Source organism: Paenibacillus oleatilyticus (assembly GCF_018998565.1).
Classification (GTDB): Bacteria; Bacillota; Bacilli; order Paenibacillales; family NBRC-103111; genus Paenibacillus_G; species Paenibacillus_G oleatilyticus.
The window spans coordinates 24,544-41,664 of record NZ_JAHNZO010000042.1 but is presented as its reverse complement, the minus strand read 5'-3'; the positions used below and the strand labels follow the sequence as shown (position 1 = coordinate 41,664).

The following is a 17,121-nucleotide window of genomic DNA, read 5'->3' as shown; positions in this document are numbered from 1 at the left end:
TTACCATAAAATCCCGGAACGAAGTTATTTATTTCAAGCAGGCCGGAACGAAAAAAGAGCCCGCTTCCACGGAGGAAACAGGCTCTTTGCGCTATGAAGCTATAGCTATTCAGAGTATTAGTTAAAAGGAGCGTCTGCGACTTTGATGGAGTCCGTCGGGCAGCCGTCCTGAGCATCCTGCAGATCATCGTACAGATCTTCCGGAATTTCGGTTACGCCTTTGTTGCTGTCGCCTTCGTAAATTACTTCTGCAAGACCCTCATCGTCGTAGTCGTAAATGTCCGGCGCCGTCGCTCCACAGGCACCGCAAGCGATACAGGTTTCTTTATCCACCCAAGTGTATTTTGCCATGTCTAATCTTCCTCCCTTGATTGTGTAACCACATCCTAAAATATAATATAAAAGCTTACAAAGTTCAAATAGAAAGTAGCGAACGATATGATACCGCTTCGTTATGGATTTCTCATACGGGATAGGATAAACTCGGCGATCGACTCTACGGCGTCCATAGAAAAGAAAGGAATGCCCGGCGCCGCGGCTTCGGCGAGCTTACGATCCGAGGATACGCAAGCGATCGGGGGCGCAGCAAGCTCATGCACGATCCGCGCCTGCTCCTCCGTCCGGAATACGGCGATTTTATCGTGCGGCTCCCGCTTGAAGCCTTCTATTAGGATCAGCCCGTAGCTTCCTTTTAACCGTTCGATTGTCTCCTGAAGCGTGACCGTTTTGCGTTCGTATGTTCTTACGGCATCCGGGGACAAGACGACGGAAGCCGACGCCCCGGACTGGATAAACAAAGTGGAATCCGCTGCGGGAGCTTCCTTATAATGCCCGTGCGCATCGTGCTTTATAACCGCAACCTTGACGCCCCGCTCCTCAAAATATGGAACCAGCAGCGAAACTAGCGTCGTTTTGCCGCTGTCGGAATAACCTGCGAAACCGATAATCGTCGTCAATACTCGTCCTCCTCCAATCCCTTTAACCGGAGATGATCCATTTGCAGTGACGTGCCGCGCCTCTTGGTGTTGCGAATGAGCGTGGAAGGATCGTCGCCCAGCATCCCCGCAGTCAAAATCACGCCTTCGCCGTACTTGTCGCGAAGCGCATCCATCGCCTGATTCAGTTTTTCTTTTACAGGCTGCTTCTGATAGCTGAACAAATCGAGCTGTACCGCAACTTCCTGCTTGGCTGTCAAATTCTGCAGCGTCACGCCGAGCAATCGCACCGGAAGCCCTTCCTTCCAGTGAGCGTCGAACAATTGGCAGGCTGTCCGGTAGAAGTCGTCCGCACTTTCCGAAGGCTCGGGCAGCTTCGAGGCCCGCGTGATCGTCTTCATATCGGGATCACGTATCGAGATCTGTACCGTCTCCGCAACCAGGCCCTGCCGGCGCAGCCGCCGCCCGACTTGGTCGGACAAATTCAGAAACACCCGGTGGATATCGGCCCGGTCCGTATAATTCACCGGCAAGGTTGTCGCATGGCCGATCGATTTGCTTTGTTCTTTATCCGGATTAACCGGCGAGTTGTCCTCTCCGTTGGCGGCCCGCTTCAATGCCGGACCGAGCACGCCGAACCGGTCGCTCAACAGCCGCTCGTCGGCATGGGCGAGCTGGCCGAGCGTATGGATTTGCAGCCGTTTCAGCTTTTCGGCGGTTTTCTTGCCGATACCGAACAAGCTGGCGCAAGGATGCGGCCACAGTACGGTTGGCACATCCCGTTTGCGCAGCACCGAGATGCCGTTGGGCTTTTTCATATCCGAAGCCATTTTGGCCAGCAGCTTGTTCGGCGCGACGCCGATCGAACAAGGCAGAAGAAGCTCATCGCGGATCCGCTTTTGAATCGTCTCGGCGATTTCGAGCGGAGTTCCGAACATCTTGGAGCCGGTAATATCGACGTAACATTCGTCTATCGACACCGCTTCGACCAGCGGCGAATATTCGTAGGCAATCTTCATAAACCGTCTAGAAAACTGCCTGTACAGATCAAAATCGGGGCGGATCAAGATTAAGCCGGGGCAAAGCTTGTCGGCTTCCCGCACCAGCATCCCCGTCTTCACTCCGCGCGCCCTTGCCTTATAGGAGCAGGTGACAATAATACCCTTGCGCAGTTCTACGCTTCCGGCTACCGCAATGGGCTTGTCTTTGTATTTTTCGGGTTCTACCGCTTCATGCACCGAGCAATAGAACGCATTCATATCGATGTGGAGAATCACTCTGCCGTTCACGGGATAGCCGTTGGCACTCCCATTTGTCTCAACCATGGCATCCGCCTCCCGTCCTCTTACTTACAGCATAATTCGCCCGAAGCGCCGGGGTCAAGCCGGGGATATTTTAGGATTGGCAATACCCTTTGGCCGCTACATTGTGCTATAATTATAAATTATACTTTAGCGCAATAAAATGTTAAAAGAAACAGGAGGATCATTATGGCGGGCACGGTTAAAATTTTCGATACTACGCTTCGAGACGGCACTCAGGGCGAAGGCGTCAGCCTCTCCGTCGAGGACAAACTCAAAATCGCCCAAAAGCTGGACGCGCTGGGCGTTTCTTATATTGAAGGCGGTTGGCCCGGCAGCAATAACAAGGATATTGAGTTTTTCATGCGGGTGAAGGAATTGAAATTGTCGCATGCGAAAATTACAGCTTTCGGCAGCACGCGACGCAAAGAGACGTTGGCGGAGAACGATCCTAACCTGAACCGGATTCTTGAAGTCGGCGTTCAGGCCGCAGCAATCTTTGGCAAATCGTGGGATTTCCAAGTGCACACGGCCATCCAGACGACGCTGGAAGAAAATTTGGCGATGATCTACGATTCGGTCCGTTTCTTGAAGAAAAACGGGCTGGAAGTCATTTACGATGCGGAGCACTTCTTCGACGGATACAAGAGCAACCCGGAATACGCTCTGGCGACGATCAAGAAGGCCGAGGAAGCCGGCGCCGACTGGATTGCGCTGTGCGATACGAACGGAGGCACGCTGCCTCACGAAATTTCGGCTATCGTGACCAAAGTAACGTCCTTGATCTCCTGTCCGATCGGCATTCACGCGCACAACGATTGCGAGCTCGGCGTAGCGAACAGCCTGGCCGCCGTCATGGCCGGAGCCCGGCAAGTGCAGGGTACGATCAACGGCTACGGGGAACGATGCGGCAATGCCAATCTGGTATCGGTCATTCCGAATTTACAGTTAAAGCTGAAGTACGATGTGATCAGCGCGGAGCAATTGGCCAGCTTGTCCACCGTGGCACGCTATGTCAGCGAAATCGCCAACATGCATATGCCGGTTAACCAGCCTTACGTCGGTTCTGCGGCATTCGCGCATAAAGGCGGAATTCACGTCTCGGCGATCTTGCGCGATTCCAGCACGTACGAGCATATCAAGCCCGAGTTGGTCGGCAACAAGCAGCGCGTACTCGTCTCGGAGCTTGCCGGACAGAGCAACCTTGTCTTCAAAACTCAGGAGCTTGGCTTGGACTTCGATACGAACAACCAGCAGACCAAGCAGCTCATCGAGCAAATTAAAGAGATGGAGCATCAGGGCTATCAATTCGAAGGCGCGGACGCTACGCTGGAGCTTCTGATCCGGGACGCTTACGGAAAGCTGGAGGAAGTGTTCACACTCGACTCGTTTAAAATTATGGTCGCCAAATCCGCCGATCAGCCGGTGCTTTCCGAAGCGATCGTCAAGGTGAACGTACACGGCAAAACGATCTACAACGCCGCCGAAGGGAACGGTCCCGTGAATGCGCTGGACAACGCCTTGCGCAAATGTCTGGTCGAATACTATCCGGATATCAACAACATGCATTTGTCCGATTATAAAGTGCGCGTCTTGGACGAGAAGGACACCACGGCAGCGAAAGTTCGCGTGCTGATTGAATCGACCGATTTCAACAGCACGTGGAGCACCGTCGGCGTATCGGAAAATATTATCGAAGCGAGCTGGCACGCCCTTGTCGACAGCATCCGGTATGCGCTGCTCGGCATGACCCGGGTGGCCGACAAGCCGGAAGAAAGCCGGGAACGCCTCGGGCTCGTAAATCACTAAAATAGCGATGGCAAACAGGCCGCATTTCTCCAACCGGAGACATGCGGCCTGTTTTGATGTAACGGCTTTTCAAGTTTAACTTGCAATCAGCCGTTTGATTTTGTCCTCCAATTGGTCCGGAGGCAGCACATGAATAACTTCCTTCAAGTGCCCTTGCCGGTCGATCAGGAAGCTTGTCGGGACGAATAACAGCCGGTAAGCGTCAGCCACCTCTCCGCTCGTATCCAATAGCACCGGGAACGAAAATTGCGCTTGGTTGACGAAGCGCCGTACCGCCTCCAACTCGTCCCCTTTGGTCACGTTGACCGCGTAAAGATCGAATCGTCCTTTGTAACGGTCGTACACCTGCTTTAAGGCAGGTGCTTCTTCACGGCACGGTCCGCACCACGAAGCCCAGAAATTCACCATCAGCGGCTTGTCGCGGACACCGCCGACCTTATATTCTCCCCCGTCCAGTCCCTTCAAAGTAAACGCGGGGACCGGCGATTCCACTTTTATTTCCGGCCGGCCCGCAGCTGAAACCGATAATATCCGGTCAATGCGGTTATTCTGAAATAGAGCCAGTCCCGCCAAAGCCAATACAAATCCGAAAATCAGCAAGTTTCGTTTCATCGTCTCTCTCCTGTCTATACTCCGGCTTGCTTACAATTACAGTATCCCCCATTTGCCTGAAAACGTTACTACCCAATCACGCTCCGCTGGATAAAGCCGGGAAGCATGGCGCCTTCCATGAATGGACACATTAACTTTACGATTCGGTTATTAGCGGAGGGTTGAATATCGTATGGAGAAAGCAAAACCGAAAAAACTGCGGATTATGTTCGAAAGCGATATCGATTACTCGGCCTCAAAAGAAGAGCAAGCCACTGACAGCCCGAAAGCGGCAGAGAAGGGCGGAAAAGGGGTCATCTGGGAGTTTATTGCCATCGCCAGCGTACCGCTTGTACTGGTGCTCGGTAACTCGATGCTTGTTCCCATTTTGCCGGATATGCAGAAGCGCCTCGGGATTTCGCAATTTCAGAGCAGCTTGGTGATCACGTTGTTTTCCGTCACTGCGGGCCTCGTGATCCCGATCGCCGGCTACTTGTCCGATCGGTTTTCCCGCAAAGCGATCATGATTCCTTCATTGATCATTTACGGCGGGGCCGGGATTTTAGCCGGCTTGGGCGCCCTTTGGAATTCATATACCGTGATCATTATTGCACGGGCGATTCAAGGGATGGGCGCGGCGGGCACCGCTCCTATTGCCATGGCGTTGGCCGGGGATCTGTACAAAGCAGGGATGGAAAGTAAAGCGCTGGGGTTAACGGAAGCTTCGAACGGAGCCGGCAAAGTGGTCAGTCCGATTCTCGGCTCGCTGCTTGCGTTAATTGTATGGTATGCCGCTTTTTTCGCTTTTCCGTTCTTTTGCCTGTTATCGCTGCTGGCCGTCATGTTTCTGCTGAAGGAGCCCAAGAAGGAGCAGGCACCTCCCAAGCTCGGCGAATACCTTCGGAATATCGGCGCCATTTTGAAACAAAAGGGGCGCTGGCTGATCACGTCGTTTTTTGCGGGCTCCATGGCTTTGTTCGTCTTGTTCGGCGTCCTCTTTTATTTATCGGACATTCTCGAAGTGGCCCCTTATCATATCGACGGGGTGATGAAAGGGCTCGTCCTCGCCATTCCGCTCCTCGGGATGGTGGTCACATCCTATACGACCGGCTCACTCATCAAAAAGAACGGCACCCTGATGCGCTGGCTCATTAATATCGGCCTTGTGCTCATGACCGTGTCGCTCGGTTTATGCATTTTGTTCTACAATAAAAGCATTTATGTATTTATCGGCCTGCTGACTCTGAGCAGTGTCGGAACGGGCTTGCTTCTGCCGTGCTTGAACACGATGATTACCGGCTCCGTCGAGCGGGAGCAGCGGGGGATGATCACGTCGTTATACAGCAGCCTGCGTTTCCTGGGCGTTGCCTTCGGCCCTCCGCTGTTCGGGTGGATGATGGACAAGTCGCATCAAATCGTGTTCATTACCGTTACGTCTTTGTCGCTTCTGACGTTAGTCCTGGCCTTCTTCTTCATTAAACCGCAAGGAAAAATCGGAGGGTAAATAGGAGCGGGAATACGGACAATTGTAGTATAATGGCGCAAAAGACAATGAAAGGCGCCTCCTTCCGATGCATCGTTTACAGATTCGAATTCGCCGCGAAGTATGGTCCGAGATGCTCGGCCACTGCCTTGAAGCGATGCCACGCGAAGCGTGCGGCCTTCTTTTTGGCTGTCTGTCTGCGGTAGGCGTTCCTGTGGCCTTAAACTATGTGCCGATCGCCAACGTCGCGGCAAATCCGCTGCACAGCTTCGAGCTGCACCCGCAGGAGCTTGTCCGGGCCCTGTACGCTGCCGGCGGAAAGCAAGAACTGGTCGGGATCGTTCATTCCCACCCCCGGACTGCTCCTTATCCGTCGGATCACGACCTGGCCACCTTATGGCACTCAACGCCCAGTCACTGGATCGTTTCGCTGCGCGATCCGTCTTTGCCCGAGGTAAAGGCCTTCGCCTTTCGGAAAAGGCAGCAGGAGAATTTCGGTCTTGAGGCGATTTCGTACGAAATCGTGATGGATTGACTTGCTTTAATGATGGCTCAAATGCGCATACAAATCTCCTAACGTCTGCACGTCCTTCGACTTGATTTCACGCATCATCCCGATCCACAAATGAGCGGTCATCCGCGCATCCTCAAGCGCGTGATGGCGCTTCGTCACTTCGATGCCGTACAGGTCGAGCAGCGTGTCCAAATCGTATTTTCTCAGCTTCGGGTGAAGCCATTTGGCAATCATCATCGTATCGAGCAGACGGTGGTTCAGGTTAACTTTGGACGTCCGCCAGAGCGCCGCATTCAAAAAATGCTTGTCGTGACCGGAACCGTGAGCGACCAGCACCTTCTGCCGGACGAATTCCAAAAAACCGCGCAGCGCATGCAGCAAATCCGGGGCATCCGCCACCATCTCGTTCGTTATCCCCGTCAGCTTTTCGATCTCCCCGGGGATGCTTCTCTTCGGATGGACCAAGCTGTAATAGGTGCTCTCTTCCTTGATTTCAGTCCCCGTAACGGACACAGCCCCGAATGAAATAATTTCATCCCCGTTATACGGCGAAAAACCGGTCGTTTCCAAGTCGAAAACGACCAGTTCCACCGTGCTCAGAGAAATTTCATATAATGAGTTTTTGCGCTGTTCCTTCATGATGGAGCGGATAAAGGCCATCTGCTGCGCGCTTTGCGCATCGAACATCGACGTGATCGCCGGAGTGAGCCCGCCCATTTTATACAGCTGCCACATCCGGCCGCCCGGCCGCATATCCTTCATAAGCCGATCACCTAACCTTTGTTTATCTCCTTAGGAATGCTTTTCCTGACGTACTTCTGCAAGTCCGTTCCGATGCGGAGACACTGTTTCAGCTCCATCACCCGTTCTTTCGTCAACTGGTCTGCGGTCAGCTTGCCGCGGGTCACATACCGGCCTTCCTCGATCTGATAAGGAGTCATCGACCGCAGCTTCAATGCCAGCGTCAGAGCCTCCAGCCAATCCTGGCCGAGCTCTTCCGGAATGTGCCCGCCTGCGATCAATAACTTTATTCGCTCCTCGGTAGACGAACGGCGGATTCCCGCTTCCACCGCCAGCAAGCGGATTCCGTTAACAATCGGGATGTAGGCGCCGTATTTCACATCGACTCCCCCGGCATCTTCGCCGTATCGTTCCTTGATCAGTTGGCCGAACACGCCGATCGATACTTTATGATGCAGCGTATTGCGCAGCATGTGCTCCAGCATGGCGGGTTGGGCCGCGGTATACCGGTAGATTTCCTCGATAAGTGCGCACCCTAACGTTTCATCCCCGTACACCGTACGTGCATCGACCGTAATTAGCAAATATCTCACATGCTCCCAATCCGGCTCCTGCATCCACTCGTTGACCATCAGACGATAATCCCCCAGCGGCTTGCGCCATTGCTCGTTGGTGCAAATAACTTGCCCGTGACAAGGCGGGTAACCGACCGCTTCCAAGCCTTCCGTAATACGGGCCGCCAATTCGGCGAAGTAACGATCCGCCTCCATGCGCTCATCCGCGGATGAAGGGTCCGCGTAGATCAAGCCGTTGTCTTGATCGCTCCACAACGTCTGCTCGCCCCGTCCTCCGCTGCCGAACAGCAGGAACGCATAGGGAAGCGGTGCGGTTTTTCCCTGCTCTTCCTGCAGCCGGTTCTCGGACAGCGCGATGACGCGGCGGATTAATGCATCGTGGTATTCGTTAACCTCCCGGCTCCATTCCAGCGCTTCGGCAAAAAGGAGACGCCGCTCAAACTCCTCGTTAACTTGATCCCGAAGGGCCCTCAGCTTCTGCAAGCTCCGGACCCGGGACGTTTCCCATCGAAACCTTTCAAGTGCGAGACGGTCCATGACGACATCCCCTTCTGCTTTTTCGCTCTATACCATAGTAGCCGCGCTGCCATGCGCCGCTTTCTTCATTTGCTCCGGATACCCGTAAGTCCCGTGCTCGGATAAATCCAGACCGACGATTTCTTCTTCTTCCGTTACCCGAAGACCGATCGTCGCTTTGATCAAGTACAAAATCACGAAGGACAGAATCAGCACGAACAGGAAGGCCCCGAAAATGCCAAGCGCTTGCACGCCAAGCTGCTCCAAGCCGCCGCCGTAGAACAGACCAGCTTTCCCGACGCCTACTTTCGCGGCCAGCTCCGGCGTTGCGAAAAGTCCGGTCGACAACGTCCCCCAGATGCCCGCTATTCCATGAACGGAGAAGGCGTAGATCGGGTCGTCGACGCCCGCTTTTTCAAACCATTGCGCCGTGAAGAAGGTCAGGATACCGGAGATCGCCCCGATAATGACAGCGTCGCGCGGAGTAACGAAAGCGCAAGCTGCGGTAATCGCCACTAGGGCGGCCAACACGCCGTTCAGCATACTGGGAATATCGGCCTTGCCAAAATACATCCAGGACACGATCATAGCCGCTACCGCGCCTGCCGCTGCCGCAAGATTCGTCGTTAAGGCGATGTAGCCGAAGAAGCCGTCGTTCATCGCGCTCAGTGTCGAGCCCGGATTGAAGCCGAACCAGCCGATCCAGAGAATGATTACGCCGAGCACCGAGAGAACTTGGTTATGCCCGGGAATCAGATTCGGCGTTCTGTCTTTATTATATTTGCCGATCCGCGGCTTAAGCAGCAGCGTTGCGACAAGCGCAGCCGTAGCGCCCTGTAAGTGAACGACCGTGGAGCCTGCAAAATCCTGCATTCCGATTTGAGCGAGCCAACCGCCGCCCCATACCCAATGAGCTACGATGGGATAGATGACGACTGTGAACAGCGTGCCGAAGATGAAGTAGACCGCCAGCTTGCCGCGTTCAGCAAAACCGCCCCAGGCAATCGCAAGCGATACCCCGGCAAACGCCAGCTGGAACAGAAACTTGATGGCGATCGGGACGTCCGATGCGGATAGCGAACCGAAGGCCGCTTTGGCTTGTTCCTCCGTCCCGTCGACGAAGAAGCCCGTCGTCCCGAAGAAGCTGTTGCCGTCTCCGAAAGCAAAACCGAAGCCGACGGCCCAGAAGGCGATTGCGCAAAGGCCGAAAGTCAATACGGTCTTCCCAGCAACGTGGCCGGCGTTTTTCATCCGGGTAGAACCCGCTTCCAGCAGCGCAAAGCCCGCTTGCATGAAGATGACCAAAATCGCGGCCAGCATGACCCATACCGCGTCGATTGCACCTTGGAGCTGGGCGGGTGTCGCTTCATCCGCAGCGAATGCGAGGCTTGCAGGCAACATAGCTGACATAATTACCGCGGATAAGAATAACCTTTTAAACAAATCGACCACTTCCCTCTTGAATGTTAGTTTTAATTACATTGTTTGAAATTTATATTGTCATTATATCCACGAGACACGATTTTGACAATAGGATTTTCACTGACCAATCATAAATTACGAAAAATAATCTAACATAACCTTTTCATAATTCGGTTTTATAGCATTTTTCGTTTATTTTCCAATTTTTTGCGTTATATAAAATAACGCGTATATTTAAACTTCAGGCAATCAAAGCAACTTTCCCCCAGGTAAAAGTGTAACGTTTGACTGTATGGTTTGGATTCAGGTATCATGAATACAAGAGCACCTATTCCAGTATCTATATAAAACGAGGTGACATGAGATGGGGAGATGAAGCTTTACAAAATCGGCGAGTTGGCGCGCTTATCGGAGGTCAGTCCCAGAACGATCGATTACTATACGAAGCTCGGGCTGATTCAACCGGAGAAAAGATCCGATACGAATTATCGTTACTACAGCGATGAAACCTTAGCGCGTCTGAAACGTATTGAAAGTATGAAGAGGGAGAAGTATACCTTAGAGGAAATCAAGGCTAGCCTGTTGCAATGGAATAAGGTGAGCCGAGATGAAATAGTGACAGATAAGCTGACATCATTGCAATTGTTACTTAAGCAGCTTGAGAAGGAAGCGAAGGAAGTCGGACCGATGCTTGAGAAGCTGAAGCCGTCGCAGTTGAAGAACCTGAACAAAATTCTCACGCAGCCCACCGCTGCATGCATCGAGGCTTTATTGTTGCTGTTAGGTAAAGGCCCTCTTTCCTAATCGAAACGATGTTGACAAACGGAGGAATGGATCGATGTTTTTTCACCCTATGGATTTCCTTATTATCATTGCGTTCATACTCTCCATTTGGGCGCAGTTCCGGGTCAAAGGGACCTTTAACAAATGGTCCGATGTGCCCGTGCAATCCGGTATGACGGGATACGAAGCGGCCCGCCGCATGCTGGATTCCAACGGATTGTATGACGTTCCGGTCGAGCCGATTCCCGGCGCGCTGACGGACCACTACGATCCGATCGCCCGCACGGTACGGTTGTCGGAGCCGGTTTATTACGAGAGCACCATCTCGGCCGTATCGGTCGCTTGCCACGAGGTCGGTCACGCCATTCAGCATAAAGTGAATTACCCGATGCTCGTAGCCCGCCACCGGATGTTCCCGGTCGTGAACTTCGCTTCCGGCATTGCGCCGCTGCTCTTGATCGCAGGCTTTTTGTTCCATTGGACCGGATTGCTGGGTCTGGGGATTATTTTCTTCTCCGCCGCCGTCGCTTTTCAGCTCGTGACCTTGCCGGTAGAGTTTAACGCCAGCAACCGGGCCCGCGACTTAATGGTTGCCGAAGGTTATATCACAAACGATGAAGAACGAGGCGTAGCCAAAGTACTTAACGCCGCTGCGCTTACTTATGTAGCCGCTGCGCTGATCTCGCTGCTCGAGCTGATCAAGTACATTATGATTTTCACCAACCGCAGCGACGATTAAGCTTGCTGCACCGAACGCGAAAGCCGCCGGACCCGCTCCTTTCTGGAGTGATCCGGCGGCTTTTTTTCATGCGGTCTTAACGCTCCTGCTGTAAGGTTTCCATCGTTGGTTCGAACCATAGATCCCGAAACCGGACCCAACCGAGCGAGTTCAAACTAACGTTCCTTAAAGACGGATGAAACACGGTGCGCTGCGTATGATGGAACAGAAACAATACGTAAGCCTGATCGGTTACAAGCTGCCGAAGCCGGTTCAAATACGTGCCGCGCGTGACGGGAGAGCCTTCTTGATACAGCCGTTCGATGATGAAATCGGTCTGCTGCTTCAACTCGTCTCCCAGATGCATCCGAACGACACAGTTGTCTGCGAGAAACAGCTCGATAACCGACAGCTCCACGTCATGATCCAAGACGTTGCGGTTAAAGGTGAAATGCGAGCTTCGGACGATTTCATCTCTTTCCGACGTTCCCCATTTCGTTTCGTTCAGCTTTACTTTTATGCCAATCTCGCCAAGCTGGGTCTGCAAGTTCTCCGCGAACCACTTGTGATGGGGACTGTGCACAAGCAGCAGCTCTTCCCCGTCATACCCGCTCTCCGCCAGCAGCCGTTTGGCCAGTATCGGATCATATTGCTCATCCGTATCGCTTGGCTCCCGATTTTCCTCGTAAAACCACTTGGCGAACGTGACATCTCCGGGCGCGCTTGACGGCACCAGAAGCTTCCGGTCGATCCCATGCACCACAGCCCTTCGAAAAGCCAGCTTCTGCTGCGGTCCCGGCAAGTTTAAATTAAACGTGAAAAAGCTGCAATCCCGACCGATCGTCTGTATCGTCTGCCAGTCTTTAGGCAGTTCTTCAGCCGTGTCGCATTGGTGCCGCATCATATAATTCGGCGGCTGAAGATGACTCGCTTTGCGCATCAACTCGGGCGTATACCAAATTTCAATCCGGTCCAGATGCGCCCTCCGATCGAAATAACGCGGGAACGCCTCCAACACCAGCATATTATCGTCATTTTGGACCACACGAAAAGGTCCGGTCCCGACCGGCATCCGGCGAAATGCTTCTCCGAGCTCCGTCACCGCATCCTGCGGAACGATGGAAGTTCGATCGTAGCTCAAATGATGCAGGAACAGCGGATTAGGCCGCCGCAAATGGATGCGTATGGCGTAGCTGCCGATCGTTTCGATGCGCTCTACATCCGCAAACAGCCAACGAAACGGCGAGCCCAATTCTTTGAAGCTGTGACGTTCAATCGAATATTTGACGTCCTCCGAGGTCATTTCTCTCCCGTGATGAAAAAATACCCCTTTGCGCAAATAAAATGTCCATTCCTTGCCGTTGTTCCCGTTGGTCCAGTAGTGCGCAAGCCCACCTTCGATTTTGCCCGTCTTCGTATTCATTCTGACCAATACGTCAAAAATTTGCTGTACCATATGGCATTCTACGACAAAGGTGATAAGCGCCGGGTCCAGGCAGGCAATCCGCTTGGAATAGGGCAGCCGCAGCGTATCCATCAGCGTATCGTTCTTCACCTCGGGCCGATAGCCGAAGTGAGAATCCAGCCAATAAACGAATTGGTCCTTGAGCGCAGGCAAAGCGGAATGCTCTTCCAAATAAGCGAAGGCTTGCTGAATGTCGCCTTTCTTTACTAACGCTTGAGCGGATTCCAGCGCAATCGTTTCGCTTTTGGCCAAAAATACGATTTTTGAGCGATGACCCCGCCCCCGGCCCGGAGTCCAGTGAATCCAGCCCGCTTCTTCCATCCGTTTCAATACCAGGTTGACGTTGCGGGCCGTACATTGAAAAATATCCGTCAGCTCCGTCAGCGTAATCTCAATCTCCGCCTGTTCCTTAACCTCCGCATATTTCTTGCGCAGGCGCAAATAGTAGAAATCGATCATTCTGAAAACGCCTCCTCGCCGGTCCATGCGTCCATAAAAGATGAAAGAAATAAACAATATGCTACACTTTTTATTCATCTTTCGCAAGGTATAATGAAACCAGAAGCCGCAAGCAAGCGAAATATAAAGGCTTCCTCAGGAGGAGAGACACCATGTTAAACCCGTTCGATCTTGAAATGCAAATGCTGGAGCAAGTGAAAGAAACCGAAAAAAAAGCAAGCGGCTCCCGGTTTCCCCGTGTGCCGCTTATGGACTGGCTGGTTGGCGTTACCGCCATCAGCTCGATATTCGCTTGATCCCGGGACTAGCGATGAAGATGAAGACGCATGTTAAGCCCGGGCGGTCTTTTTCTCGAAAAAGTCGAGCAAAAATTTGCGGAACACTTCTGCCACGGGCGGAAGCTTTTCGCCGTTCCGCCGAATCAGCCCAATGCTGCGCGTGACGACCGGTTCCGTAACGCGCACCTTGACCGGCTGAAGCTCGTTAATTTCCTTCAGCGCCATCTCCGGCAGCAGGCTAACGCCCATGCCTGCCGCTACCAGCCCGCGGATCGTATCCGTTTCTTCCCCCTCGAATCCGATTTGGGGCGTAAAGCCCGCCTTTGCACAAGCTTCCAAAACGATCGCGCGGAGCGAATACTCTTCGCTGAACATGACGAACGATTCGCCGCGGAGCTGCTCCAGCTTGATCGAATCGTTTCCCGCTAGCGCATGTCCTTCCGGGACGATGGCAAACAGCTCTTCCTGCAGCAGCACTTCACCGACCACGTGGTTATGCTTCTCCGGAAAAGGTGAAATGAAAGCCAGATCGATTTCTCCTTTCATGACGTCGCGGATCAAGCTGTTGTATGTTCCTTGACGCAGGCGAAACTTGACGTTCGGGTAATTTTTGCGGAAGCTTGCTACGACTGTCGGCAGCAAGTTAATGCCGAGACTGTGGGGAAAACCGATCCGAATTTCGCCCCGCTCCGGGTCGAGAAATTCGTGGACCTCATCCACCGCGCGATCCAGATCGGTCAGGATGCCCTCCACGCGGCACAAAAACAGCTTTCCGACCGAAGTCAGCTGCAGATTGCGGCCCTTTTGCACAAACAGTTGTACGCCAAGCTCCTCTTCCAGTTGATGGATTTGACGGCTGACCGCCGATTGCGCTACATGCATTTCCTCCGCTGCCTGGGTTACGTGCTGTTTGCGCGCCACTTTTACAAAATACTGCAGCTGTCTAAGTTCCAAAGCTATTCCTTCCCCCTGTTTATGTTTAAAGTTGTGCACTCCTATTGGACAAGTTCTCTTATAAAAGATTATAATATATTTTGGTGAAATACCAATCATTCTCAAACATTGAAGGAGGCCCATGTACTCATGGCAAAAGCGGCATTCAAAGGCAACCCGATTACCCTCATCGGAACAGAAGTTAAGCCAGGCGATAAAGCTCCCGATTTCACAGTCAACAAAAACCTGCTCGAAACCTCTTCTCTTGCCGATTATGCCGGCAAAGTGAAGCTGATCAGCGTGGTGCCTTCTTTGGACACTGGCGTATGCGATGCGCAAACCCGCCGTTTCAATGAAGAAGCTGCCAAACTTGGCGACAATGTTGTAGTACTGACAATCAGTGTGGATCTTCCGTTCGCGCAATCCCGTTGGTGCGGCGCTGCGGGCATCGATAAAGTCGTAACGCTGTCCGACTACAAAAACCGCTCGTTCGGCAAAGCGTATGGCGTGCTGATTGACGAACTGCAATTGCTCATGAGATCCATCTTCGTCATCGATGCGAACGATACCGTACAATACGTGGAATACCTCGGCGAAATGACGGAGCATCCGAACTATGAAGCTGCGATCGAAGCGGTGAAAAAGCTCGTTTAATGTCGTTTCCGACCGTCAGTCATGACACACAAAAAAACAGCGGGCAGCCATGGAGCTCCTCGCTGTTTTTTTTAATCGTTTATTTTATAAGCGGCTAACCGCTTGTCGATGTGCCTATATATATCAAGGATCGTCCTGTAGTTCGATCCGAGGTCTCCGAGCGAGCCACGGGAAGCCGAATATATATCGATCGCCGTCTTGAGCGGGTTAATGCCGAACATGGTAAGGGTGATATCCTGCGTGCGGCCGGTAATGGTGCGCCGTTCCACTACGATTTCGCCGACGTTCTTGACTTCGTGGAGAAGTTTGTACCCGCTTAGCTTTTTAAACATGTTGACGACTTCATCCCAAGCCTGATCTTTGGAGATTTTATAGTATCGGGTCTTCAAAGCCGGGTCCTTAGCCTTCTCTCCTGTTGTTTCGTGGCTGCGAATGAGACCGATTAAGGTGCGCTTTAGCAAAGCCTTCCCTCCTCAATGAAGTGACAATCTATTCCGGTTAACACTATCTTTTATCATATCACTGTTTGCAGGGAAGAGAAAGAGCTATCCAAATAAAACCGTTCATATTTTGTACAAAATTGATTTCTGTGATTCCCTTGGTACCAGTATATTAACATGGAAGCCAGTCTATGATTCGAATCCGGGACAAGATTGCGATTTCGCTTATATTCCCTATTTTTTTCTAAGGAGAAACGTATCGATGCTGATAAGACAAGCACTGCCAGCCGACATGGCCGAAGCTTATGCCATAGAAGCCATTTCATATCCCCCCGAGGCCACCGCTTCCCGCGAAGCGTTCAATTTCCGCCTGCAGACGTTCGGCCGTTATTTCAAGGTCGCCGAGCACGACGGACAGGTCGTCGGCATCGCCAATGCCGTTCGCCTCTCTCATGAAAACCTTGCTGATGAAGAAATGAAACAGACCGGAGCCAGCGATCCGGAAGGACAGTTTTTATGCGTGCTGACCGTCGCCGTCCACCCGGATTACCGCGGCAGCGGACTCGGCGCCCGGCTGATGAGCGCTTTGCTGAAGCAAGCGGAGGAGGACGGGCTCGAAGCCGTACTACTGCTATGCGAGAAGCATTTGATTTCGTTCTACGAACGCCTGGGTTTCCGGTACATCCGGTCCTCGGCATCCGAACATGGCGGCATCGCATGGCATGAAATGAAACGCGATTGCAGGTGACAAATAAAAACAGGGCCTGACTGCTGCATTAGGCGCAGCTCAGGCCCTGTTAGTTTGCGTTTGACGAAGGAAGGTTGTCCGTCCCGCTTGTTTTTTTAGAATGCGCTTTGGTTGGCGCCTTCCCAGTCTTTCAGGAAGCGTTCGATGCCGGCATCCGTTAACGGGTGCTTGATCATTTGCTGAATCACTTTATAGGGAACGGTCGCAATATCCGCTCCAAGCAGCGCCGCGTCGATGACGTGAGTCGTCGTACGTACGCTTGCCGTAATAATTTCGGAGCCGATGTTATGTACCTTGAACATTTCGCTGATTTCTTGAATCAAATTCATGCCGATTTGGTTAATATCGTCAAGGCGTCCGACAAACGGGGACACGTACGTAGCTCCGGCGCGCGCGGCAAGCAAAGCTTGCGTCGAACTGAAAATCAGCGTCACGTTCGTTTTGATGCCCATCTCGCTGAAACGTTTCGTCGCTTTCAGTCCTTCTTCCGTCATCGGAACTTTTACAACAATACTATCGCCAAGAGCAGCCAGTTTTTTACCCTGTTCCACCATCTCGTCAGCTTGAAGGCTGATCACCTCGGCGCTGATCGGCAGGTTTCCGACGATCGAGATGATTTCCTTCACCGTTTCGAAGAAATCTTTTCCTTCCTTGGCAATGAGCGACGGATTCGTCGTAACACCGGCGATGACACCAAGTTCATGTGCTTTGCGGATTTCTTCCACATTGGCTGTGTCGATAAAGAGCTTCATCTCC

General features: G+C 52.6%; 19 protein-coding genes. 8 read left to right on the top strand and 11 right to left on the bottom strand.

Annotated elements, in window-relative coordinates:
• Positions 1-117 precede the first annotated feature (117 nt).
• The 3 genes from KQX66_RS33540 to KQX66_RS33530 all read right to left on the bottom strand — a co-directional run bounded on the left by KQX66_RS33540 (position 118) and on the right by KQX66_RS33530 (position 2,260).
• Positions 118-351 carry a ferredoxin gene (locus KQX66_RS33540; RefSeq protein ID WP_216797910.1) on the bottom strand — a complete coding sequence of 78 codons (234 nt, stop codon included), beginning with the start codon at positions 349-351 and terminating at the stop codon, positions 118-120.
• 101 nt (positions 352-452) lie between these two features.
• Positions 453-956 carry a molybdopterin-guanine dinucleotide biosynthesis protein B gene (mobB, locus tag KQX66_RS33535; RefSeq protein ID WP_216797909.1) on the bottom strand — a complete coding sequence of 168 codons (504 nt, stop codon included), beginning with the start codon at positions 954-956 and terminating at the stop codon, positions 453-455.
• Positions 953-2,260, bottom strand: a complete 1,308-nt coding sequence (locus KQX66_RS33530) for a DNA polymerase IV (protein ID WP_216797908.1) — start codon at positions 2,258-2,260, stop codon at positions 953-955. The genes mobB and KQX66_RS33530 overlap by 4 nt, the downstream gene beginning before the upstream one ends.
• Before the next feature lie 165 nt (positions 2,261-2,425).
• On the opposite strand from KQX66_RS33530, the gene cimA reads away from it, so the two are divergent.
• Positions 2,426-4,045, top strand: coding sequence for a citramalate synthase (gene cimA / locus KQX66_RS33525; RefSeq protein WP_216797907.1), 1,620 nt, complete (start codon positions 2,426-2,428; stop codon positions 4,043-4,045).
• A 75-nt stretch (positions 4,046-4,120) separates the two neighbouring features.
• Here the strand turns inward: cimA and KQX66_RS33520 are convergent, their stop codons facing one another.
• Entirely contained in the window at positions 4,121-4,657 is a 537-nt protein-coding gene (locus KQX66_RS33520; protein WP_216797906.1) for a TlpA family protein disulfide reductase, read from the bottom strand.
• Positions 4,658-4,829: 172 nt separating this feature from the next.
• On the opposite strand from KQX66_RS33520, the gene KQX66_RS33515 reads away from it, so the two are divergent.
• Both KQX66_RS33515 and KQX66_RS33510 read left to right on the top strand, forming a co-directional pair.
• Positions 4,830-6,140, top strand: a complete 1,311-nt coding sequence (locus KQX66_RS33515; protein ID WP_216797905.1) for an MFS transporter — start codon at positions 4,830-4,832, stop codon at positions 6,138-6,140.
• 67 nt (positions 6,141-6,207) lie between these two features.
• Positions 6,208-6,654, top strand: a complete 447-nt coding sequence (locus tag KQX66_RS33510) for a M67 family metallopeptidase (RefSeq protein ID WP_216797904.1) — start codon at positions 6,208-6,210, stop codon at positions 6,652-6,654.
• Between the two features lie 6 nt (positions 6,655-6,660).
• Here the strand turns inward: KQX66_RS33510 and KQX66_RS33505 are convergent, their stop codons facing one another.
• The 3 genes from KQX66_RS33505 to KQX66_RS33495 are packed head-to-tail and all read right to left on the bottom strand — an operon-like array spanning position 6,661 to position 9,866.
• The gene (locus tag KQX66_RS33505) at positions 6,661-7,395 is read right to left on the bottom strand and encodes an exonuclease domain-containing protein (protein ID WP_216797903.1); all 735 of its coding nucleotides are present in this window, start codon (positions 7,393-7,395) and stop codon (positions 6,661-6,663) included.
• Positions 7,396-7,406: 11 nt separating this feature from the next.
• Complete coding sequence (locus KQX66_RS33500) at positions 7,407-8,486, bottom strand: DUF294 nucleotidyltransferase-like domain-containing protein (RefSeq protein WP_216797902.1); 1,080 nt, start codon at positions 8,484-8,486, stop codon at positions 7,407-7,409.
• Positions 8,487-8,513: 27 nt separating this feature from the next.
• Positions 8,514-9,866: an ammonium transporter gene (locus KQX66_RS33495; protein WP_216797921.1), complete on the bottom strand. Its 1,353-nt coding sequence runs from the start codon at positions 9,864-9,866 to the stop codon at positions 8,514-8,516.
• Between the two features lie 393 nt (positions 9,867-10,259).
• Here KQX66_RS33495 and KQX66_RS33490 point away from each other — a divergent pair, with 393 nt between their 5' ends.
• Both KQX66_RS33490 and KQX66_RS33485 read left to right on the top strand, forming a co-directional pair.
• A complete protein-coding gene (locus KQX66_RS33490; protein WP_010491397.1) occupies positions 10,260-10,691 on the top strand; it encodes a MerR family transcriptional regulator in 432 nt (143 codons plus the stop codon).
• Positions 10,692-10,725: 34 nt separating this feature from the next.
• Complete coding sequence (locus KQX66_RS33485) at positions 10,726-11,409, top strand: zinc metallopeptidase (protein ID WP_010491399.1); 684 nt, start codon at positions 10,726-10,728, stop codon at positions 11,407-11,409.
• 76 nt (positions 11,410-11,485) lie between these two features.
• Here KQX66_RS33485 and KQX66_RS33480 read toward each other — a convergent pair whose 3' ends face one another.
• The gene (locus KQX66_RS33480) at positions 11,486-13,312 is read right to left on the bottom strand and encodes an ABC transporter substrate-binding protein (protein ID WP_216797901.1); all 1,827 of its coding nucleotides are present in this window, start codon (positions 13,310-13,312) and stop codon (positions 11,486-11,488) included.
• A 152-nt stretch (positions 13,313-13,464) separates the two neighbouring features.
• Here KQX66_RS33480 and KQX66_RS33475 point away from each other — a divergent pair, with 152 nt between their 5' ends.
• On the top strand, positions 13,465-13,608 hold the full coding sequence (locus KQX66_RS33475; protein ID WP_216797900.1) for a hypothetical protein: 144 nt from the start codon (positions 13,465-13,467) through the stop codon (positions 13,606-13,608).
• Between the two features lie 33 nt (positions 13,609-13,641).
• On the opposite strand, the gene gltC is transcribed toward KQX66_RS33475, so the two are convergent.
• Positions 13,642-14,544: a glutamate biosynthesis transcriptional regulator GltC gene (gltC, locus tag KQX66_RS33470; protein ID WP_216797899.1), complete on the bottom strand. Its 903-nt coding sequence runs from the start codon at positions 14,542-14,544 to the stop codon at positions 13,642-13,644.
• Positions 14,545-14,673: 129 nt separating this feature from the next.
• Between gltC and tpx the strand changes: the two genes are divergently transcribed.
• Complete coding sequence (gene tpx / locus KQX66_RS33465) at positions 14,674-15,177, top strand: thiol peroxidase (RefSeq protein WP_216797898.1); 504 nt, start codon at positions 14,674-14,676, stop codon at positions 15,175-15,177.
• 71 nt (positions 15,178-15,248) lie between these two features.
• Here the strand turns inward: tpx and KQX66_RS33460 are convergent, their stop codons facing one another.
• Complete coding sequence (locus KQX66_RS33460) at positions 15,249-15,638, bottom strand: DUF1499 domain-containing protein (RefSeq protein WP_010491409.1); 390 nt, start codon at positions 15,636-15,638, stop codon at positions 15,249-15,251.
• A gap of 241 nt (positions 15,639-15,879) precedes the next feature.
• Between KQX66_RS33460 and KQX66_RS33455 the strand changes: the two genes are divergently transcribed.
• Positions 15,880-16,365 (top strand): GNAT family N-acetyltransferase, encoded by a 486-nt coding sequence (locus KQX66_RS33455; protein ID WP_216797897.1) that lies wholly within the window; start codon positions 15,880-15,882, stop codon positions 16,363-16,365.
• Positions 16,366-16,460: 95 nt separating this feature from the next.
• On the opposite strand, the gene fsa is transcribed toward KQX66_RS33455, so the two are convergent.
• Entirely contained in the window at positions 16,461-17,117 is a 657-nt protein-coding gene (gene fsa, locus KQX66_RS33450; protein WP_216797896.1) for a fructose-6-phosphate aldolase, read from the bottom strand.
• Positions 17,118-17,121 lie beyond the last annotated feature (4 nt).